Below are 21,618 nucleotides of genomic sequence, written 5' to 3' on the forward strand. Positions count from 1 at the left end.
CTCATCAATAAAGTCAAAAGCATATGAATATACGTCAGGCTCCCGAGGAAATTACCCTCGAGAGCCTGACGTATGGTGTGAAAATCGAATAGAGGAAACAGAAAACTACGCCATATTACTTTTCGTAAGCAATCTGCTCGTTAAAATCTGCATCCTTGGTTTCCTTGGTCAGCATCAGCGCAATGAGCGTGAGCACAGACGCCACCGCCAAATACACGCCAACCAGCCAAGTGCTACCGCCGGCTGCCTTCCACAGAGCCACCGCAATAATAGGCGCTAAAGCAGCACCCAAAATCGAGCTGACATTATAGGCAATAGCCGAACCTGTGTAACGCACGTTCGTAGGGAACATTTCCGGAAGGAACGCACCCATAGGGCCAAAGGTGATGCCCATGAGGATGAAACCAATGATCAAGAAGGCTTCCGCAGCCCAGACGCTCGCGGAGGTGCCGTGGTTGAAGTCCAAGAACACTGGGAAGAGCAGGCCAAAGATGATAATGGCTACAGTTACCCACACGAGCAGCTTCTTGCGGCCAATCTTATCGGCCCATGGTCCAGAAATCAGCGTGAATGCGCCGAAGAAGACCACGCCGATAATCTGCATGAGCACGAACTTGGTGTAAGAGATGCCCAAACCATGGTTTTCGGTCGGTGTGGTACCCATGCTCAAAATCCACGTTGTCGTCAGATAAAACAGCACATAGGTGGCCAGCATAGCAAAAGTGCCCAGTACGACTTCCCTGAAGTGGAAGCGGAAGGTTTCCACCAGCGGCGTCTTAACGACCTTATCCTGCTCGACGGCCTTCTTAAAGGTTTCGGACTCGTTGAGCTTGACACGCACCCACATGCCCACAACTACCATCAGAGCGGAGAACCAGAATGGGATACGCCAACCCCATGCCAAGAATTCCTCAGACTGCAATACGGAACTGGTCGGATGAGGCAGTGCAAAATTGATAATCAAAAACAGACCATTGCCAATAATAAAGCCAATAGGTGCGCCTAACTGTGGGAAAGTGCCATACAGTGCGCGCTTATCTTCTGGCGCGTTTTCGGTGGCCACCAAAGCAGCACCAGACCATTCACCACCTAAAGCAAAACCTTGCGTCAGACGCAAAATGAGCAGGAAGAACGGAGCCCACAGACCAATCTGCTGATAGGTTGGCAAGAAACCAATCACAAAAGTGGCAATGCCCATAGTGAGCAAAGAAATCACCAGCGTGGTCTTACGGCCCAGACGATCGCCCAAATGACCAAAGAAAATAGCACCCAACGGGCGCGCCACCATAGCAGCACCAAACACAGCAAAAGAACTCAACAGGCTAACGGTGTCATTGCCCTTCGGGAAGAATAACTGCGGGAAAACCAACGCCGCAGCGGTAGCATACACATAAAAATCATAAAACTCAATCGTCGTACCCACCAAAGAAGCAGCAATAACCTGTGCTGGGGTATTTAAACTAGACTTTTTCGACGATTTCAAAACAGACGCGGCATAAGCCGTAGAAGAAGTAGTGGCTGACACGATGTGTCTCCTTCAAATCTCTTCTCAACAAAAAACAAAAAAGCAGCGTAGACGTTTTGCATCCTTGCTGCTTAAGTAGTTAAAAATTATGGCACTCGAGTCAAACGATTGAGCAAAGTGTCCACTTTATGAGAAAGAAAACTCAAAAACGAGAGAAACCCCAAACGCGCAGTGTGAAAATAAATCGTGAAAATCACCCCCAAATGAAAATAACCTTCACCGATACTCACGCGTTCTATGGTAAACAGAGAAATCACAACACCAGCACGACAGGAAGGCACATCAATCATGAACGATCTAACACAATACAGTTCTCACTATGAGTCAACCGTGTGGGACCTCATCATGCAATGGGTACAATCCTCACCCGGACAAGCACTCCTCATCATCAGCCTGGCACTCGGCATCATATCCATGATCCTCAAAATAGCCGGAAAAGCCGTAGAAATCTTCAGCAAAATAGCCATCCTCTCCCTCATCCTCTTCGTCATCTGGCTCGCCTGCGGATTTTTAGAAGGCATGGGCATACCCATCCATGAATATTTCGAAGCCTTCCTCAGCGAACTCCCCGCCATCGGCACAGCCATCTCACAATTCATACGCAACCTATTCAACGCCGCCTAACCACGCCCAACCACGCAACCAAAAACAACACACCACAGGCTCCAGCACCCACATACAGCAGGAGCCTGCCACATACACAGCACCCACACCCGCTACCCACACACAGTAGCCAAACGTTTAATCCGCCTCCACAAAATCGCGAAACACAAAAGCCACAAACAACACCGCACAATCACCCACCTCGCGAGGATTAAAACCCGTCCACCGCGCCACCCGATTCAAACGATTCTGCACCGTATTCTTATGCACACCCAACGCGCTCGCTATATGAGAGATACTGCCATTAGCGCGTACAAATGCCTGGAACGTCTCTCGTGCTGTATCCAACTGAGTCGGGGTTAAGGACCCGAGCACCTGATGTGCAAAACTGCGTTGCGTATCTGCAGATGTGGATTCCAATAAACAAGCGATAGGCTCAGCCTGAAAAAAACACGGCTCCGCTAGGCCTTGCATCCGCGCCCACTGAGCCGTAGTCAGGGTCTGCGTATACAACGAAGAAAATTGTGATGCCACTGTGCTCCCTATATCCACAGCATCCGCACTCATGTCTGGCACCTGGCTGACACCACAATGCAAATCCTGCGAAAAATGAGCACTCAACTCGCGCAAGAACTCCTGAGCCTTCTCAGTTTCAAGATACGCAGTAGGCACAAAAACAGTTAAACGGTCATGATTCAAAGTCAAAAAATAAGCTGGGAAAAGCCGAGACAACACCGACTCCACAAAATAAAAACGAGAACTGCCTGCATCGGCACCCAACTGCCGATCCGGCACGCCGAGCACCACCATGCAGGAATACGCCTGATTAAGATCAACACCCAGCGAATCTGCCTGCGCCTGAATATCTGCAGGAAAAACCCCTGACCAAGACACAGCTCCCGAACGAGTAGCATCCACAAAATCAGCATTACACAACGAATCCATCAAATGTGCCATCGACAACCGACGATCAAAATACCGTTCTTGCTGACGGCTTTCACGCACCAAAATCTCCGTCATCTTAATCAACACATGACCAAACGGCGCCACATCACGACTATTTCCCGAAATCCCCACCACAGCCGCAATCTCACCATCGATGCTCACCGGAATATTAATACCGCTCCGCGCCCCTTGAAACTCGTGATTATTGCGCACACTTACCGTCTTGCGATCACGAGCCGCAAGAAAAGCCGCCTCATGAAAATGCCCAATACGCTGCGCATCGGTGCTCGCAATGCACACCCCATCGATACCAAAAAAATTAATATTATGCCCCGTCGCCTCAGAAATCTCACGCACAATCCGCTGCGCCAACGCAACCTGAATCACTTGAACCATATAACCATGGTACACGTACCAATAATCATGCCAAAACAATCCACAAAATGCGCCCCTATACCATAGCAGGACACCGCACAAAATTGACATAATAAAGAAACTGATTCAACGACGTCTCAGGAGGAAACATGACTATAACACTCATGTGGTGGGCCGCACTCATAGGACTAGCCCTCGCTATCGCACTCATACTGCTAAAACTCAATCCAACCTACTCCTTGTTACTTGGAACAATCGTAGGTTGCCTCATCGGCGGCGCAGGATTCTCCGGCACCATAGACATCGTTGTCTCCGGCGGACAAAGCGTCATGGGCACTATCATCCGCGTCCTTGCCGCAGGGGTCCTCGCGGGCGTCATGATGGAATCCGGAGCAGCAGACCAAATAGCCCGCGCCATCGTCACCAAACTTGGCGAAAGGCTCGCCATTTTCTCCCTCGCGCTCGCCACGATGATCATTTGCGCGGTAGGTGTATTCATTCCTGTCGCTGTGCTGATTGTGGCACCTATCGCGCTGGAAGTGGGAAACCGCATGGGTATTTCCAAGCTTGCTCTGCTGATTGCGCTGTCGGGTGGCGGTAAGGCGGGGAATATTATTTCGCCAAATCCAAACACCATTGCTGCGGCCTCCGGCTTTAGCTCTCAAAGTGAGCTTATTCAACCCTCTCAGGTTATGGTTGCCAGCTTTATCCCAGCCCTTTGTGGCCTGCTTATGGCTGTGTTGCTCGCCAGTCTGATGAAAAATCGCGGACGACTCGTGGCTGTGACAGATATCGATGAGAAATCGAATACTACCGAGAGCTCCGATAAAAAACTTCCATCCCTAGCCACGTCATTTGTGGCTCCTGTGGTCGCCGTGGTTCTGCTGCTCATCAATCCGCTGGGTTCCATGCTGCATATCGAATTGCTGACGCAATTCCAAGTCGATGCCATGTATATCCTGCCTTTTGCAGCCATTGTGGGTCTGCTAGCCATGGGGCAGATCCGTCACGTCCTTGAGTATTCCAAGGCTGGTCTCAATCGCATGGTGGATGTGGTGCTCATTCTGATTGGTGCAGGTGCGGTCGGTTCCTTGATTACACACTCTGATTTGCCGCAGCAAATTGTCAATCTCATCAATTCCATGGGCGTTCCGGGCACGTTGCTGGCACCAATTTCTGGTATTTTGATGGCGGCAGCCACAGCATCCACCTCCACCGGTGTGATTTTGGGATCGCAGGCCTTTGGATCGTCCATTCTTTCCTTCGGTGTCAGCCGTTTAGCTGCAGCTGTTACTATGCAGGCAGGCGCTACAGTTATCGATGCTTTGCCGCAAGGAAATTACTTCCATGTCACGGGCAATGCCATGCATATGGATCTCAAAGAGCGTCTGAGCGTTGTGCCGTATGAGGCTCTGGTGGGCTTGACGATGACCATCGTGGCCACACTCATGTATATCATTCTGTAATTCTTTTCCACGGAAAGTAGACGATTATGAAAATCATCGTAGCTCCAGATTCGTTTAAGGGAAGTCTAACGGCACAAGAGGCAGCCGATGCCATTGAAGTGGGTATTCGCAAGGTTATTTCCGATGCGGACATTGTCAAAGTGCCGATGGCCGATGGCGGGGAGGGGACCGTGCGTTCGCTTGTCGATGCCACGGGCGGGCGCCTCGTCACCGTGCCTGTGCTCAATCCTTTGGGGCAGCAGGTCGAAGCGGATTATGGCATCTTGGGAGATGGTACGACTGCTGTGATCGAAATGGCGGCAGCTTCGGGTATCCAATTCGTCGATGCGGAGACGAAAAATCCTCTCATTACCACTACGTATGGCACAGGGCAGCTCGTAAAGGATGCCTTAGATAAAGGCGTGAGAAAAATTATCGTAGGCTTGGGCGGCTCGGCAACGAATGACGGTGGAGCGGGCATGGCGCAGGCGTTGGGTGCCAGCCTAGAGGATATCAATGGTCAGGAGCTGGATTTTGGCGGAGCGGCCTTGCTGAAGTTAGACTCCATCGACTGTACAAACCTCGATCCGCGACTGGAAAAGGTGGAAATTATTCTTGCCTCTGATGTGACCAATCCATTGACGGGTTTACGGGGCGCTTCGGCTGTGTTTGGACCGCAGAAGGGTGCCAACCCGCATATGGTGGAGCAACTCGATGATGCGCTCATCCATTACTCCAAGCTCATTCACGACCAGCTCGGACGTGATGTGCGCGATGTGCCGGGAGCTGGTGCAGCTGGTGGCCTGGGGGCAGGATTTCTTGCCTTTACTCATGCTGTGATGAGACCGGGCATTGAAATCGTTGTAGAAGCCACCAAGCTTAAGGACAAGGCGGTGGATGCGCAGCTGTGTATCACAGGTGAAGGTGGAATTGACTATCAAACGCAATTTGGCAAAACGCCGCTGGGCACGGCTCAAGCGGTGAAAAGTGTGGCACCGCAAAGTTGTGTGGTTGCCATCGCAGGCAACGTGGGGCAGGGCATCGAATGCCTGTATGATCTGGGTATTGACGCGATTTTTGGCATTATGCCGGGCGTAGCGACTATGCAAGATGCCATCGAGCAGGCGAGTGCGAATCTGTCACGCACGGCTGAAAACGTGGTACGTCTGGTGGTGGCCCAGCAGAAGTTGGACTAGGCTTTCCTATCCACATAGAGTGCACTCTTTCCCCAATAAACCCAAGAACCGTGGACCCGAATATTTCAGGATCCACGGTTCTTGGGTAATGGAAGAAAGTTTATGGAGAGTTTCGAAGACTTACATGCCGTGCGGTGAGTATGTGATTCTTCGAAACGAGTTTAGTTATGAGTTTTTACGCGCACTCAGTTTTCTCGACGTTTTTACTCTACGTTGGCGTGAGCGGCCTGAGCCTGGCTATCGGATACGTTATCGCGACGCGAGATCATCAAGCAGAGTACGTCCAAAGCAATGTGCACACTCTGGTCGAAGAGTGAGCTCAAGAGCTGGACGGAGCCACCTGCCTCGCCCTTGACGCGACCAGGCACCGTGATGACGGCATCGGCTGTCTGAGCCAGGGGAGACTCTGGCTTAGAAGTAACAGCGATGACTTTCACGCCGAGCTTCTGTGCGGCCTCGGCATCTTCGACAGTGCGACGGGTGGTGCCGGAGCCGGAGATGGCAAGCAATACATCGCCTTCGTGCATGGATGGGCAAATGGTTTCGCCCATCATGTAGCTGGTATAGCCGATGTGCATCATGCGCATAGCGAAGCTGCGTGCCTGGAATCCGGAGCGTCCCTCACCCGCTGCGTACACGCGAGTGCCGCGCGTGATAATATCGCGTGCATTGGTGATGTCCTGCTCGTCCATGCGTGCAATAACGCCTGAAATTTCTTCTAAAACGGTATCAATAATGCGTTCTGTCATTATTATCATCCTTCTGTGTTGTTGAAAAATTTAGTAATGCAATCGCTTAGTGCATCAATTGCTTGCAATCAGCACAAGCCTGCGCGATGTCATCTGCCTTGGTAATGGCCGATCCCATGACCACGATTTCCACGCCTTCGGCGCTGAGATCCGCCACGTGCTCCGGCTTGATGCCGCCTGCAATTGCGATGTGCTGAATCTGTGGGAAGCGTGCCTTGAAAGCGCGAACCTGCTGGGCAGGATTGGTGGTGTCTCCGGAGTCCACGGAGGTGTGGAGGCAATACACCGCGTTTTCAAAATCGCTCATCTGAGCAATGCGCTCGTCATCGCATTCCAGCAGGTCGAGCATTAAGGTAGCGCTGTGCTTGCGTGCCACGTCGTAGCAGGCTTCTAAGGTGCTATGAGATGCTGAAGCCATGGCTGTGAAATATGCGAAACCAGTCGAGCAGGCGAGCTCAGCCTCGTAAGCACCCTCATCGCTCACCTTCATGTCGGCAAGAATTTCGGAGGAGCTGCTTGCCTTCACGAGATTATTAAGTTGTGAGATACCAAATTCCTTGACGAGAGAAGTACCGACCTCAATGATATCGGCGTGCCCGTTGAGTTTCTCAATCATTTCCTCAGCACGATCGAGAGAAACGCGATCGATAGCAACTTGTAATTTCATATATCTCCTTAAATTATGGTGGATTACTCCACAAAACATCAAACTCAGCAAACCCAGAAAACTCTGCAAACCCAGCAAAGCGTGTTTAGAGAGAACCGTGCCGTTTTCTTGCCACAAGTTGTCGTTTTGGCGTTACCGTTACGGGGCAAAGGGCATCGCGCAGGAATTCTTTAGAATCAGCAGGAATCAGCATGATGCCCAGTTTTCACATTAGGAAAGCGTTACAGTTTTGCGTTCAGAATTTTCGATAAATTCCTGTAGCTGCTCAGGTCGAGGCAATCCTTCGGAATCCGAAATATTCGTTACCTGTAGTGCTCCGATGGCGTTCGCGCGCTCTAGGACCTTTTCTTCGGAAAGATTCTCGAGCAAGCCAGTAATTACGCCCGCTGCGAAGCCGTCGCCCGCGCCTACGGTATCCACGACTTCGACTTGGAAGCTAGGTACGACAACCTTCTTGACCGAACCGTCTTCAGTCTTTTCATACAGAGCTGAGCCCTGGTCGCCAAGCTTAATGATGATGGTCTGGATGCCCATGCCGAGGTAGAACTCAGCAATTTCATCTGGGGAGTTCAGACCGCTAAAGAGCTGAGCTTCCTCCAAACCGGGCATAAACAAATCAGAAAGCTGTGCGATGCGGTGTGTGGCCTCAATCATCTCTTCCTGGCTGATCCACAAGGTCGGGCGCGGATTTGGGTCAAAACTGATCAGCACATGATGCTCACGAGCCTTCTTGATGAGCTCCACCACGGTGTCGTAGGTATTTGGCGTCAAAGCGCAGAAAATACCGGTGACGTGGAGGATCTTGACACCCTCAAAGTCCAAGGATTCTACGATTTCCTTCGAAGTTTGGGAAGCGGCAGAACCCGAGCGGAAATAGATAACCTTAGGATCGCCGGTAGGAGACTTCACCTTCAACTGGTATCCAGTAGCCGCATGAGAGCTGCGCTGGATATGATCCGTGGCAATGCCGCTGTTGTTCATGTAATCAATGATGAGATCGCCCTGCCAATCATTGCCCAGAGTGGTGACGTACTCAATGCTGTGGTTGAGACGAGCGACGCCGATGGCTACATTAAACTCAGCTCCTGCCATCTGGCGAGGAAGAGTGCGAGCCTCCATATATGTTTCTGGTGAATCGGCGATAAGATTAACCATTGGTTCGCCGATTGTCATTACTTCTACCATGTGAAATCTAATCCTTTATAAACCGTAAAACCTTGAAATTGTCGTAATTACTTGGCTGCCTCTTGCACGAGAGCAATTTCCGTGCTGATGGTCTGATCATCACTAATTGGATATTCAATAAACACAGGCACATCGTCACCCAGTGCGGACATCATTGGCTTCCAATTAATACGACCGTCCTCCAGCATGACTGTATGCAGATCCTGCTCTGCGAAGCTGCCTTGGATATTCTTGATATGGAAAATGGTGATGGAATTCTTTAATTCCTCGAAAGCCTGCTCAGGCTCGCCATTTTGCCAGAACCAATTACCCAAATCGAAGGTGTAGCCGATAGCACTGGCATTGTCTGCGATGTTTTTGAGCGAAGCACGCGTGCAATCCATCGTGCCGTTCTTATTAGTTTGGTCATTTTCGATGGACAGCGTCACATCGTATTGTGCAGCCAGCTTGTCCAGCAGGGCCAAAGTTTCAGCCGAAGCTGTGTCGATGTCGCCTTGATTGAACTTTGCATCCACGATGCCCATAGTCTGAGCCTCCTGAAGGAAGAGCTCGAAATCTGGATGAGGAGCATCTTTGATGACGATGGATTCCGGCACGGAATAATACAGTGTCATATTAAGTGCACGTGCAACATCCCTGATGGCGGTTAGTTCTTGAGCGTCGGTAATGTACTCGCGACGTACCTGAGCCAAGTGGATGCCCTGATCTGCGATACGAGCCAGTAATGAAGACTGCGCGACGCCTGCTTGCAATTCAGTCATATACACCAAAGTATTAATGCCGATATTCTTCATGAGAAAATCCTTTACGTTGAAAAACGAGAACAATAACTAGAACAACAAAAGAGCTGCAGCTGCCATAATTGGTACGGTTGCAATCCAGTACACAGGAACGCCGGTTTTGAGGAACTTTTGTGGCTGCACGCCTACGTATTCCACGGCCCACATGTTCCAGGATTGGGTGACGCAAGCCGAAATGCAGGTCATGGATGGTACTACGAGCAATGCGAAGAGGAACCATGCGTTGAAAACGCCCATGCCCATGAGGATGCTGATGACGGCAGAGCCTGCGCCGTACAATTCCAACGGTCCTCGGAAGAGTGCGAGTGGTGCGAGGATGCACACGGCGATGGCGAGAATCATTTCGTTGTTTGGCACGATGGAGGTCAACGCCGGGCCAAAATCAGCCATAACGGTAACGGCTGCGTGCTGGAAGAAGCGCAGAACGAGCAGCATGATGATCAGGCTTCCGATATCACCGATAGCGGTCTTCGCGCTGCTGTTGAGGATAGACACGAAGCCCTTGTAAGTGCGCATGTGGCCAGTACCCCAGAAAGCAATCAAACTGGCGAGGAAGAGAGCTGGTACGGAATCCCAGTGGAAGAGAATGCTCAGGGCTACAGGAACGATAGGAAGGATGTAGGTCCAGATTGGAACCTGTGGAATGTCCTGCTCGTCACTGCCTTCGAGCTCGTATGGCTGGCCGTTTTTAATAGCCTTGGAATTGAGCAAAATAAAGATAATGACGGCAATCATCTGGATAACGAGTGCGGAAATGCCGAAGCGCAGATAGTGGTTGCCCCATTCGACCACTTGTCCGTCTGGAGAATTGTAGCCCTGATAGAAGGCGGCGAACTGTACGAAAAGCACGCTGTTGATCCACATAGCTGCGCCGATAGACAAGGTGAAAACCGGCACGGCAATATGCTTTGGAACGCCGATACGACCCATGATTGGGAAAAGAATAACACCCACAGCAATTGCAGAACCTACGCCATAAGCACTGGTGAAGATTAAGCAGGTCACCAAGGCTACTGCGATAGTTGCGAGAATAGGATTCTTCTCACCAATCTTTGCGGTGCGATAGGAAATAGAGGCAGCGATGCCGGTATCTACCAAAACGCGACCGAACCAAGCGCCACAGATAATCTGAACGATTGTAGAACCGTATGTTAAGGCTGGCTCGGCAAAGGTTTCTTGAACGACGTCAAACGGTTCGCCCACGCCAAAAGGAATGCCTAAGAAATAAACTGCCGTCCACACTAACGTCAGGATAAAGAAACCAATAGTTAAATTACCGCCGCGCATTGCGTATACGATGAAACATCCAAAGGATACAACCAGCAGTAAACCCATAACCCAAAGAATCATTTGCTCTCCCTCGAGCTCACAGAATGCTTTGTGCAATCTTACCATTACAAATTACAAAAGTGTACCGATTAACGAAACCGGTACACAACAAGGTATCACGAAGTTTGTGTACCGGTAAACACGGCGTGTCGCAGGGGGGGTAATGCAGATTATTAATAAAAGTAATTCAAAGGGAAAATTCGTGACGAACGCCAATAATGGCTCCAAAACCCGAATTAACGCACCTCTAGGGTCGAAGGCAATTTAAATAACTTTACGGGCACTTCAATATACTGAAAATCGCTCGATGTATTGTTATATATACGCTCGCACAGCAATTCGGTCGCCTGCGCACCCATGTCGATAGGGCTTTGATCGAGACAGGTAATGCCGCGACCGCTAAAACGTGCCCATGTCTCCTGAGCGAAGGCACACAAACCAAATTTGTCGTCTTTCATGAGCGGATACGCTACCATTACATCGCGCACGGCTTCATCATTATTCGCAAAAATGCAGATTTTATGCCCCTGGTAGGTGTGAATAATGCGCTCGATATCGTCATGCAACTGGTCCAAGTCGTTGTGATAGACAAGCACTTCACCGGTGATGTCATACCTGTGCAGGGCCTCTTGAAAGGCTTCCACGCGGGTGAAACGTGTGGAAATGCCTGCGTAAGGCTGAGTGACGAAAACTATGAGATCAAAACCCTGTTCTGTAAGATGTTGCATCATATCCATAACGCCACGGTGATTATCGCTGACCACAGTATTGCACGCTTTTGAAGTGTTTTCTATGAAACGATCAAGCAAAACCACAGGCTTATGGTGTGGATCGGTAAGATAGTTTTGGATGTACTCATCGTTATTTCCAACGGTGTTGATAATCAAACCGTCCACCTGCACATCCAAGAGGGACTCAATATTTGAACGCTCAATCGCTGGATTATCATCGGAATCACTGACAAGCAGTTGGACGCCGTGAGCTCGAGTGGTTTGCTGAATTCCTTTAAGGAGCTGAGAGCTGAAAGGATTTCCAATATTAGAAATTGCCACGCCGAGCATTTTGCTAGTCTGAGACTTAAGCCCTTGTGCCATGCGATTTGGGCGGTAGCCAAGCTCGTGGATGATGTTTTGAATGCGATTTTTCGTCTGGTCAGACATGTAGCCGTATTCGCCGTGGAGAAAACGCGAAATCGTAGTCTTGGATACTCCCGCAGCTCGCGCCACATCATTCATGCTAACTTTGCCGGTTTTAGTACGAAATTTGGAATGTGTTTGCGGTGTATCCATAGGATGGTTAGGTTCAGAAGTGTTAGATTGGAGAGCGTTCACGACTTTTCTGCTTCTACGATGCGGTGAAATAAATAATAGATGGGTCCTGAGCGTAGAATTGTGAAGGCGTATGGCTCGTAGGAAATAATAGCCCTATAGCGCATCAATGAGATTCTCCAAGCTCTTTCTTTGTCAAAATCCATCGAATATATTTATCTTCTAATTATAGATTTACTGTAACAGGATTATAGCAGTTTTAGTCCATGTAGCGTTTTTGGAGAAATGTAAGATTGATAAATAGTGCCCGTACTTCACTGTGAATCTGTATGTTTGTATAAAAATTTTAAAACTAAAGTGTGCTTCCTAAGTGCTTGTTTCTCTGCCGCGTTTTATATGCATTATTTCAATGTACATTTACGTTTATGCTCATTTCTACCATTTGTTTACCTTGCTCTAGTAGTGGAAAACGCTTTAAGAAAGACGATGAGAAAAAGTTTATTTTCTTTGTCTTTGGCTTACTTGTCCTAGCGGAATAGCTTAAATTTCTCTGGTTTTTTTAAACTCTTATCTCCGTGATATACCCTACATTCGGCTATAGTGGCATTATTCATTGTGTCTACTGTGGAATTCTTTTGCGCAGAAGAATTCACGCATAAAAATCGATGTAAGATGAATCGAATCTTTCTTAGAAGTTTTACGATAATCGTGCTTTTATAGCGCACAGTGGGCGGTAGGATAACTTTCTTGGTAAGAATTTATCGATAAAACGGAAAATTAAAGGTGTAGTTCGAGAGCATATTAGAAGAGATTTGCTGAAGATTAGAAAAGAGTTCATCTATCGTAAAGTAAAATCTTGATGAATGATAACTCATAGACGTGCATACTTTTTGATACATGTGCATATGGGATGACTCATAAGTCATAACGAGCAAGATATGACTTCCTTTTATTTCTATCGAGAATGATATAGTCTCTGATGAAGAAAAATGATAAATTCTTAGCAAGGTGAAAGTTCTAACATGAAGAAATCTTCTATTGTTAAAGTTCGTTCAATTCTTATTAGTTTTCTAGTAGCTATTTTTGTTATAAGCATAACTGCGCAGACCTTCCCAGCTTTTGCAGCTTATGACACCGCAATGAATAATGGATCTGTCACTAATGATTCTGCTACAACTACTACATCTCAAGAAGGTATAAGCTTTGAACATACCTTGTATTTCACTGCAACAGATGACACTAACAGTACTGTGAAATCCAATTTATCTACCAATAACCCTGCTGTACACGACTCCGTGGTAAATCTTGATAAGCTCACGCCGGATAGTAATGGTGCATACCATTTTAATGCTGTCGTAGAAATTACTGCATCCAAAGATGTAGCAAATATGAATTACGATTTAATGGTTCCTGGTGCAGCAGGTTCTTCCTCATCGGGACCACAAGTCCAGATGTCTCAAGCTCCGCAGTTTAGTGGAGTAAATGCACAGCAAGTTCAAGCAAAAACACAATATTCGCATAAGAGTGTCCCAGGAAAATACTTCTCTCAAACCGACTATGAACAAAAGTACTCTATGAATGATGTGTACTTTATGTATGTCCACGGACCATTAAGTGCAGGACAAAAGCTCACTATTACTTTGCCTTATGTGCTGACCAATGCCGATTCTCTCGATTTGACACGTACAACTGCTCCTGTTCAGTTCTCTGAAAATGTTGGCGGATACGGAATTACTCCGTGGGGGCTCTACACCAATACCGATTTGACTACCGCTTCCTTGCGTTTTGCTCGTACTGATTCTCTTCCTTACGCTCATGAATGGACTTTGTATGCGCCGTATAAGTCGGACTATGAAGGTGTAACGCATAATAGTATTAATTACATTTATACAGTGAATAATCAGATTTCTCACTCTACAAGTCTGGATTACACTTATACTGATGTGCCACAAATTAGTAATGACGTTGTGGGCTTAGATTATACAGATGTTTCATATAAGAACAGCAACGAATCGACGTATACACCTTTGACACAAATGTTTGCGCAGAACAAGATGGCTTATAACCGCAATGGCTCATATCGCATCAAGCTCGATAAGGTGAAGAAAGCGTTTGATGGTACAGGTTGGTCTACTAATGGAATGTATACCGAGTTTTACACCTATACTACTGACTCTTCTGGTCTCGTTATCCATGGTGTTAATGATGAAGATAAAACCTTACCGGAGAATCTTTTCTACATCGAATTATGGCACTATATTTCAGCTGCTTCCAATATTTGCTTAACTGTAGGTGATACATTTAATCCAGATGATGGCCTTTATTGGGTACACCCGTACAATAAAGATGAAGTACGCGCCCCATTGCATGATTCTACTCAAAGTAAACTCATCGATGTGACATACACCGATGCATCCGGGGAAACCGTGGCTAATATTGATACTTCCAAGCCAGGAAAGTACACTGTCACCTATCGCTACTGGAATGCTGATGAGAAAACAGGTGAACGGTCAAGTGTCTCTACAACCGCACAAACTCAGGTTTATATCAGCGCTTCTAAGAATGCATCTTGCCCTCCTGAATACTCGGCAACCGTTTCTTATAACAATAACGGCGGCAAGGGGAGCATTGACAGTCAGACTGTATCCTATACAATTGATCACCCAGGCCAGGTCACTCTTTCTGATGGCAACGCATTTTCTCGCGATGGTTACAGCTTCAAGGGATGGAACACGCAAGCTGACGGATCTGGTACATTTTATGCTCCGTCTAGCGATTTAAGCAATATCACCAGCGATATCACTTTGTATGCATTGTGGGAAAAGAATGAGGTAAACAGTACTGTTTATATCCCTACTGCTGAACAGGGTGCACAATCTCAGAGTCACAACTTGGCGCATACAGGTGCTGCTGTAGCTGGATTTGCAGTGATTGCTGGAATCTTGCTTGTGGCAGGGATTACCCTTGTCCTGTTCTTGCGTCGCCGTCAAAGCGATAATAATGGTGCCGATACGCCTGAAGATAGTACATCAGATACCGATATCGACAGCACATTGTCATAACATTTTTTAAAAAATGGGTATAAAAGTGGTGCAGTATTTTAACGAATACTGCACCACTTTTATACCCATCACAAGAAAAATCATGCAATACTAAGTGGAATAACCACACTCGTGGAATGCTGCCCATCACTTACATGTATCTTCAAAGAAGTATCCTGACTTTTCATATCATCTTCAGACAATGCTTGCACAACAGCAAGAGCTTGACCAAAATATGTGTTTGTTTCATTACTCGTGAAGGAATCTAAATTATAGGGGGGGGGCAGCGCATCCTACGCCAAGCAATTTGCCACCTTCTACGGTAACGTGCAGTTTTCCTCGTTGTAAAGGCTTTACATAACCTTGATTATTCCTCTGGTAAACGTTTTCTGTTTACCATTCCCGATTTTGATTGCTTTGTTTGGCGCATTGAGTAGGAGACGGATCTCTTCAGCGAGGAGACAAGTCTGGAAGATCATGGCTGCTGCGTTGCTCATCATGGGCGTTGTAGGAGTAGGCATCACAATAAGCATTTGCTTTTTCGCTATATGTGTTAGGCATGACACGATAGCCTGATTTTGTAGAAGAACCACCGATGGAGTGAAGCGTTCTAGGGTTTGGACGATGCGAAGGATGCGTGTCGTCTTACTCGTGAGATAATGAGAAGGCTATTCATTTTTGAATCAAAAAAGGAAAGGTTAGCGGGTCATTGCCTGAAAACACCAACATACAAGTAGATTTATCAGAGGATATCAAACGATATGCCAGTCTTGGTGTGCTTGATATCTTGTTGTCTGATATTTCTACTGAAAAAAATATTGTATGGGCTACTTCTGCTTACGGTGCGAACGGTTATGGGTATGAGCCTGAGAACCAGATTGAATCCAAGCTCATTACTGGAAATCATTTGGGCGTCATCAAGACCAGAGCCGAAAAAGCCACAGAGGAGCAAGCATCTTTAACCCGAAGTTTTGCTGAGGTTTTTACTCCAACTTGGATGTGCAAGCTGATGATTGATGAAGCTGATTCAGAGAATGGTTGGGGCAATCTAACTGATGTCAAAGAGATTCGCTGCTATATCAAGTCAACTCGTCTTGAAATCACTTGTGGTGAGGCTCCGTTCATTGTGAATCGCTACGATGCGTCTGATGGTTCGTACATTCCAGTTCCTGAACGCATAGGCATCCTTGACCGTAAACTGCGTTTGGTCAAAAAGATTACAGACCGCAGAGATTCATGGAAAAAGTGGGCAACTGTCTCTTTGAAGTCTGTGTATGGCTATGAGTATCAAGGTGATAATTTGTTTATCGCTAGACTCAATATCCTCAAAAGTATTGAAGAAGCTATAGAGGACGCTGGTTATAAGCCTCTCCAGAAGCTTGAGTTGAAGACCTTAGCCAAAATAATCATTAAGAACTTTTGGCAGATGGATGGTTTGAACTACTGTGTCCCCTTCAAGGCATTGGGGGAAACTTTCGATCAGTCCACCTTGTGGGATTTGTGTGATATGGATACAGATGAGCCTACGATTGAGCAATATGAGAACGTTTTTTCTAGGATATACGATTGGGCGAATGATAAAGAACTTGAGTTTAGGGATATTGCTAAAGGATGGGCAAAGATGAAGTTCGATTTTGTTATAGGCAATCCACCTTATCAGGAAGATCGAAAAGGAACGAGTAAAACTGCCTTACCGATTTATCATCAATTCATTGATGGTTGCCAAGGGGTTTCAGATGTTATCGAGCTTATTACTCCTGCGAGGTTCCTGTTCAATGCGGGTCGTACACCAAAGGAATGGAATCAGAAAATGCTCAATGATGAGCATCTGAAGGTGGTTGAATACGAGCCTGATGGAAGTAAGATTTTCCCAAATACCGAGATTAAGGGCGGAGTTGTAATTACATATTGGGATGAGAAGAAGGATTTTGGCGCTATTGAAGTTTTTACTATTTATCCCGAGATGAACAATGTTTTGAAGAAAGTATTACCTTATGTTCGTACTTCTTCTTTCAAAGATTTGGGTTTTGTAGCCAGTAAGTTCGATATCAATAATCTTGTTGAAGATTATGAGCAGTACTCTGGACACGAAAGGCGTATGTCGAGCAACGTTTTGAGTTTTGAATGTTTCCACGGTTCACCCGAAGCTGATGATGTATGTGTTTACGGGATTTATAATAAAAAAAGAAATAAGCGGTATATCAATTCGCGATATGTAGATTCAACTGATTCAAACTTGAATCAATACAAGGTTGTTATACCTAAAGCCGACGGCAACGGTGCAGCACAAGTCCGTACAGATGCGGGTAAAACCGCTAACGATAGTGTCAAGTTCTGCGTCACCCCTCAGGGCGCTCCTGATAAGGGAACAGCATTACTGAATGCGGGTGCTCAAACCATTAACGACAGTAGGGTAGCAACCAACGAACCACACATTTGTGGTTGGGTACCACCAACACCAAAGAAAGTCATTGGCGAATCCTCCCAAGGTGGCGACCAAGAAGACATTAACGGTAAGATCGTGTTCCCAGGCCAAAAAGTGGAATACACCCTCACCTCACAAGACACGATTCCAACCCTGACTGAACAGATCACCTCTGTACAACTCACGGACACCTATGACAAGAACCTGACACCAGACCTTCAAACCGTGGAAATCACGGACTTGAAGAATGGTGTACAAGTCTCGAAGAAGAACTGGACCTTGAGCCACGATAAGAAGAAGCATACCTTCACTGTCGTGTTCAAGAATGATTACATTGCCAAAACCTTCAAGGCAGGCGAACTGTATCGTTTCCAGCTACGCTTCGAGGGAACCGTGAACAAGGATGCACCAAAGGTAGCCATTGATAATGAATGGGTATTAAAGATCAACAACGAACTGGTCCCATCCAACAAGGTAACGAACCAGCCAGCTGATCCTCACCCAGTCAAGTCGGACGAAACCAAGGCAGGCATCACCATTGATGGCAAGACCGTCTACTATGGAGACCCGATCTACTATCGCCTCACCCTGGACGCCGCAAAGCTCACCGATACTGCCTACAAGGTACAACGCCTCGGCATGGTTGATGATTACGACGACGAATACTTGAACCTTATAGAAAACGAGATTGAAGTACTCGACCACAACGGCCAGGATGTAACCGACAAGTTCAACATTCAAGTCAAAGATGGTATCGCCTACGTGTTCTTCAAGACCGTAGACACCGAATACTTGGATACAGTCTTGAAGGGTGACCCACAACCAACCGATCTCAAAACCTATTCCGAAATGGCGTTGGATCCAAAAACCCAGCCAAGTATCGACCAGAATGTGCTCGGACAAACCTACACGATTGTGCTGCCTATGAAGGTTGCTAAGGTCACTGACGGATACACCGTGAAGAATACTGCAACTCAGATCACTAATGATCGTAAGGATGTGACGAACACGGTGTCGAACCCGTTGAAGGAGATTAACCCGAAGAAAGACGTCACCGTGAACGTCAACGGGGACAGTGCCAACGGAAAGAGTATTTACAAGGAACACCAATTCTTGTATCGCCTCGATTCCAGCCAGATCACCAAGAATCGTGCCTACCAGCAGATTCGTAACTGGAAGATCGTCGATAACTACGATGAAACCTATGATCAGGTCACAGGCCAATGGGCAGTCTACGCGAACAATGATTACACTGATGCCAACGGCACAGTCATTATTAAACAAGGCCAACGCATCGATGGTTCAGGCGTAGACGCAGGCTACTTCACCTTCACGAACAAGGATGGCGTATTCGTCATTGAAGCCACGCAAAAGTTCCTTGACATCGCCTCAGCTATGGATGCAGACCTGAGCTGGACGGGATACGTGCAAATGACCCGTATCGCCGTGTCGGATCGTGTAGAAAACCAGTTCATCGAAACCATGAACGATGTCGAACGCGAATCCAACCTCGTATGGACCAAAACACCAGACCAGACACCAGCTATCAAGCTGATCAAATACGACAAGGAATCAGGCCTTGAACAAGGTGATCGTAACACGCCAGAAGACGCGTTAAAGAACACCAAGAACGGTACCGTTATCGTGTTCCGTATCATCAACACAGGCGCGGTAGACCTCACCAAGATCACTCTCACGGATAAAACCGTGGCAGGATCAGGCGAAGTAACCGATCTGCAGTATCCTCAAGGCTGGGACAACCTCATTTTGAAACCAGGCGCCTATGTCGAAGTCACAGGAACCCTGACCAACATGAGCGGAATCAACCACACCAACCGTGGAACCACCACAGGCACACCAATCGTGCCATGCGTGGTCAAGAACGATCACCCATTCGACACCCCAACCGATACCAACTCGGATAAGGATGACAATGAGGAACCAACCACACCAACAGACGGCGACACAGATAAGAATGACACTGACTCTGAGTCTGAGTCTTCTGAGTCGAATGTGTGCTTCGATACTCCAATCAGCGCGTCTGACGACTGGAACGGTGTAGCCGCACTCATCCCTACCATGCCACTAGCCGAAACGGGTAGCGCTATCACAGGACTTGCAGCACTCACTGTCTTAGTGACCGCTGCGGGAATCACCCTCACCATGCAACGCCGCCGCCATGCGGCACACAAAGCAGACAAGGAGGACACGATTATACGATAAAAAATAGTTATTAAAGAATTCTCTTTCCGTGCCTCACAGTCCTGTCCTCTTTTCACTTTCTCTTCTACGGGCAAGGATCGTGAGGCACAACCCTTTCTCAATACTCAACCAGAATTCAAAAACAAAAAATCAGCTACATCCTCATCGATTTGACAGTTCTGGTCATTAAGCAGGAGAACCTACATTGACACGAGTGTATCCTATATGATACACTTTTTGTGTGGAAATAATAGAATCTGATGAGTACGCAGATTGGATTGACTCACTCAAAGATAAAGCTAGCGTAGCCCGTATTGAAGCATTCTTTCAACGTTGGGAAGTTACTGGAATTATCTCGGGAGATATCAAACCAACATCAGAAACAGGAGTAGCAGAAGTACGTTTCCAATTCAAACGAGCCTCTGCATATAGAGTCTATTTTGCGCAAAAACAAAACAGACTGGTTCTTCTGCTGAACGGCGGTGATAAAAAATCAAAATCACAGTCAAAAGATATTGCTAAAGCAGCACAGATTTTAGAAAATATGAAACAGAAAGGACAATGGTAACAATGAGAAGGTTTGACCCAAGTCGCCATCTTACATCGCCAGAAGCAATCGCAGCTTATCTCGATGAGATTATGCAGATGAACGATCCCGACATGTTACTTGTTGGGCTACAAACCGTCGCTAAAGCGCAGGGTATGACAGAGCTTGCACGACGCGCAGGGGTAGGCCGAGAAAGCCTCTATAAAAGTTTATCGAGTGGCGCAAATCCAAGTCTTAAAACAATTATAAAAGTTCTCCAAGCACTCAACGTCCACATCAACTTTGAACCAAACACAGAACCTCAACCTGCTACCCAGCAAGCTACAAAACAACTCGTTTACGCATAAACATACCTTATACAAGTCCCACGAGGTTACCTGTTCATTGCACGATTAAAGGAGAATGGACAATGGTAAACGAATTAAAGAAGTTCACCATCGCTGACAAGATAAAAACAGAAGAAGATATGCTCTACCTGTTGGATACTCTTCTTGAAAGCAATGACAGTCATCTTTTCACTCTTACCTTACGAGATGTTGCTAAATCCGAGGGTATGAGCAAACTTGCAGAGCGCACGGGTATTCCACGTGAAAGTCTGTACCGCATTCTTTCTGAATCAGGTAACCCTCGTTTAGAAACCCTGATGCGAGTTCTCGATGGGTTAGGATTATCTCTATCTCTTCGCAAAACAGCCGAGTACAAGGAGACAAGCGAGGAAGAATCTCGTCCAGCTTCTCAAGAACTTGCCTACACATAAATATCAACCAACCCTCCACCCGTGTCCTGGTCAAACCAGGACACCCACACCACGAGGAAGAGATGAGGATAGGGGATTGAGTGTCCGCCCTTGACGGGCGGCCACAGGCTGCTATCGCCTCACACTCACGTGTGAGGCCCCATTTCATGGAACAAACCCAAAAGGTTTGTTCAGCCGCAGCCCACAACACCATCAAGCACAATCATGCATACACGCAACGCTGCGTAAACCACAACCTTATTTGTGTTAGTTCCGACCGTTGAAAACTAATGTGAAATAGTTTCCATACACGAGTTTCCTCGTGTAACTTCGTGCTTGTTTAAGCGACGATTCCTGCTTCTTCGATCATTGCCTCCTGAGAAGAGAGAATGATCCTCTTTCTTCTCAGGAGGTCTTATGTGATCTCCACAGGCGTTTTGAGTCTCGGAGGTACTCTCCGCGACCAGGTTCTTCAGGTTCACAGCGGCATTGACATCTCGATCCACAGCAAGTCCGCAGTTATCACAAACAAAGACCCTTGTCGACAAAGCAAGCTTGGCTTTCACTTGCTTGCAACCAG

At 47.2% G+C, this 21,618-nt stretch carries 17 protein-coding genes; 8 read left to right on the forward strand and 9 right to left on the reverse strand.

Annotated features, from left to right (window positions below; genetic code table 11):
- Positions 1–115: 115 nt before the first annotated feature.
- On the reverse strand, positions 116–1,525 hold the full coding sequence (locus tag D570_RS0101430; RefSeq protein ID WP_018142624.1) for an MFS transporter: 1,410 nt from the start codon (positions 1,523–1,525) through the stop codon (positions 116–118).
- A gap of 288 nt (positions 1,526–1,813) precedes the next feature.
- Here D570_RS0101430 and D570_RS0101440 point away from each other — a divergent pair, with 288 nt between their 5' ends.
- Positions 1,814–2,149: a hypothetical protein gene (locus D570_RS0101440; RefSeq protein WP_018142626.1), complete on the forward strand. Its 336-nt coding sequence runs from the start codon at positions 1,814–1,816 to the stop codon at positions 2,147–2,149.
- A gap of 117 nt (positions 2,150–2,266) precedes the next feature.
- Here D570_RS0101440 and D570_RS0101445 read toward each other — a convergent pair whose 3' ends face one another.
- Entirely contained in the window at positions 2,267–3,469 is a 1,203-nt protein-coding gene (locus D570_RS0101445) for a CdaR family transcriptional regulator (RefSeq protein WP_018142627.1), read from the reverse strand.
- Positions 3,470–3,597: 128 nt separating this feature from the next.
- Between D570_RS0101445 and D570_RS0101450 the strand changes: the two genes are divergently transcribed.
- Complete coding sequence (locus D570_RS0101450) at positions 3,598–4,914, forward strand: GntP family permease (protein WP_026181764.1); 1,317 nt, start codon at positions 3,598–3,600, stop codon at positions 4,912–4,914.
- A gap of 26 nt (positions 4,915–4,940) precedes the next feature.
- Positions 4,941–6,089, forward strand: a complete 1,149-nt coding sequence (locus tag D570_RS0101455) for a glycerate kinase (protein WP_018142629.1) — start codon at positions 4,941–4,943, stop codon at positions 6,087–6,089.
- Positions 6,090–6,292: 203 nt separating this feature from the next.
- Here the strand turns inward: D570_RS0101455 and hxlB are convergent, their stop codons facing one another.
- From hxlB to D570_RS0101485, 6 genes are all read right to left on the reverse strand, one after another.
- A complete protein-coding gene (gene hxlB, locus D570_RS0101460; RefSeq protein WP_018142630.1) occupies positions 6,293–6,838 on the reverse strand; it encodes a 6-phospho-3-hexuloisomerase in 546 nt (181 codons plus the stop codon).
- A gap of 46 nt (positions 6,839–6,884) precedes the next feature.
- On the reverse strand, positions 6,885–7,505 hold the full coding sequence (locus D570_RS0101465) for an orotidine 5'-phosphate decarboxylase / HUMPS family protein (protein WP_018142631.1): 621 nt from the start codon (positions 7,503–7,505) through the stop codon (positions 6,885–6,887).
- 210 nt (positions 7,506–7,715) lie between these two features.
- Positions 7,716–8,690: a sugar kinase gene (locus tag D570_RS0101470; RefSeq protein ID WP_018142632.1), complete on the reverse strand. Its 975-nt coding sequence runs from the start codon at positions 8,688–8,690 to the stop codon at positions 7,716–7,718.
- 47 nt (positions 8,691–8,737) lie between these two features.
- Positions 8,738–9,484 carry a sugar phosphate isomerase/epimerase family protein gene (locus tag D570_RS0101475; RefSeq protein ID WP_018142633.1) on the reverse strand — a complete coding sequence of 249 codons (747 nt, stop codon included), beginning with the start codon at positions 9,482–9,484 and terminating at the stop codon, positions 8,738–8,740.
- A gap of 36 nt (positions 9,485–9,520) precedes the next feature.
- A complete protein-coding gene (locus tag D570_RS0101480) occupies positions 9,521–10,840 on the reverse strand; it encodes a hypothetical protein (RefSeq protein ID WP_018142634.1) in 1,320 nt (439 codons plus the stop codon).
- 215 nt (positions 10,841–11,055) lie between these two features.
- Positions 11,056–12,108 carry a LacI family DNA-binding transcriptional regulator gene (locus tag D570_RS0101485; protein WP_051067167.1) on the reverse strand — a complete coding sequence of 351 codons (1,053 nt, stop codon included), beginning with the start codon at positions 12,106–12,108 and terminating at the stop codon, positions 11,056–11,058.
- 1,001 nt (positions 12,109–13,109) lie between these two features.
- Between D570_RS0101485 and D570_RS0101490 the strand changes: the two genes are divergently transcribed.
- The 5 genes from D570_RS0101490 to D570_RS0101515 all read left to right on the forward strand — a co-directional run bounded on the left by D570_RS0101490 (position 13,110) and on the right by D570_RS0101515 (position 21,059).
- Positions 13,110–15,149, forward strand: a complete 2,040-nt coding sequence (locus D570_RS0101490; protein ID WP_018142636.1) for an InlB B-repeat-containing protein — start codon at positions 13,110–13,112, stop codon at positions 15,147–15,149.
- Positions 15,150–15,903: 754 nt separating this feature from the next.
- Positions 15,904–19,776 carry an LPXTG cell wall anchor domain-containing protein gene (locus tag D570_RS08970; protein WP_156812196.1) on the forward strand — a complete coding sequence of 1,291 codons (3,873 nt, stop codon included), beginning with the start codon at positions 15,904–15,906 and terminating at the stop codon, positions 19,774–19,776.
- Positions 19,777–19,996: 220 nt separating this feature from the next.
- The gene (locus D570_RS0101505; RefSeq protein WP_018142639.1) at positions 19,997–20,323 is read left to right on the forward strand and encodes a type II toxin-antitoxin system RelE/ParE family toxin; all 327 of its coding nucleotides are present in this window, start codon (positions 19,997–19,999) and stop codon (positions 20,321–20,323) included.
- A 2-nt stretch (positions 20,324–20,325) separates the two neighbouring features.
- Positions 20,326–20,649 (forward strand): addiction module antidote protein, encoded by a 324-nt coding sequence (locus tag D570_RS08155; RefSeq protein ID WP_245531837.1) that lies wholly within the window; start codon positions 20,326–20,328, stop codon positions 20,647–20,649.
- A 62-nt stretch (positions 20,650–20,711) separates the two neighbouring features.
- Complete coding sequence (locus tag D570_RS0101515; protein ID WP_018142641.1) at positions 20,712–21,059, forward strand: addiction module antidote protein; 348 nt, start codon at positions 20,712–20,714, stop codon at positions 21,057–21,059.
- Positions 21,060–21,325: 266 nt separating this feature from the next.
- On the opposite strand, the gene D570_RS09575 is transcribed toward D570_RS0101515, so the two are convergent.
- A complete protein-coding gene (locus tag D570_RS09575; RefSeq protein WP_245531835.1) occupies positions 21,326–21,604 on the reverse strand; it encodes a transposase in 279 nt (92 codons plus the stop codon).
- Positions 21,605–21,618: the final 14 nt, after the last annotated feature.

Origin of the sequence: Alloscardovia criceti DSM 17774, assembly GCF_000376885.1 — a bacterium.
In the GTDB taxonomy this organism is placed as follows: Bacteria; Actinomycetota; Actinomycetes; order Actinomycetales; family Bifidobacteriaceae; genus Alloscardovia; species Alloscardovia criceti.

What these genes read in the sequence shown, in the direction of transcription:
- D570_RS0101440 (WP_018142626.1), top strand. Translation starts at nt 1,814, where the DNA reads ATGAACGATCTAACACAATACAGTTCTCACTATGAGTCAACCGTGTGG.
- D570_RS0101445 (WP_018142627.1), bottom strand. Translation starts at nt 3,469, where the DNA reads ATGGTTCAAGTGATTCAGGTTGCGTTGGCGCAGCGGATTGTGCGTGAG.
- D570_RS0101450 (WP_026181764.1), top strand. Translation starts at nt 3,598, where the DNA reads ATGACTATAACACTCATGTGGTGGGCCGCACTCATAGGACTAGCCCTC.
- D570_RS0101455 (WP_018142629.1), top strand. Translation starts at nt 4,941, where the DNA reads ATGAAAATCATCGTAGCTCCAGATTCGTTTAAGGGAAGTCTAACGGCA.
- hxlB (WP_018142630.1), bottom strand. Translation starts at nt 6,838, where the DNA reads ATGACAGAACGCATTATTGATACCGTTTTAGAAGAAATTTCAGGCGTT.
- D570_RS0101465 (WP_018142631.1), bottom strand. Translation starts at nt 7,505, where the DNA reads ATGAAATTACAAGTTGCTATCGATCGCGTTTCTCTCGATCGTGCTGAG.
- D570_RS0101470 (WP_018142632.1), bottom strand. Translation starts at nt 8,690, where the DNA reads ATGGTAGAAGTAATGACAATCGGCGAACCAATGGTTAATCTTATCGCC.
- D570_RS0101475 (WP_018142633.1), bottom strand. Translation starts at nt 9,484, where the DNA reads ATGAAGAATATCGGCATTAATACTTTGGTGTATATGACTGAATTGCAA.
- D570_RS0101480 (WP_018142634.1), bottom strand. Translation starts at nt 10,840, where the DNA reads ATGATTCTTTGGGTTATGGGTTTACTGCTGGTTGTATCCTTTGGATGT.
- D570_RS0101485 (WP_051067167.1), bottom strand. Translation starts at nt 12,108, where the DNA reads ATGGATACACCGCAAACACATTCCAAATTTCGTACTAAAACCGGCAAA.
- D570_RS0101490 (WP_018142636.1), top strand. Translation starts at nt 13,110, where the DNA reads ATGAAGAAATCTTCTATTGTTAAAGTTCGTTCAATTCTTATTAGTTTT.
- D570_RS08155 (WP_245531837.1), top strand. Translation starts at nt 20,326, where the DNA reads ATGAGAAGGTTTGACCCAAGTCGCCATCTTACATCGCCAGAAGCAATC.
- D570_RS0101515 (WP_018142641.1), top strand. Translation starts at nt 20,712, where the DNA reads ATGGTAAACGAATTAAAGAAGTTCACCATCGCTGACAAGATAAAAACA.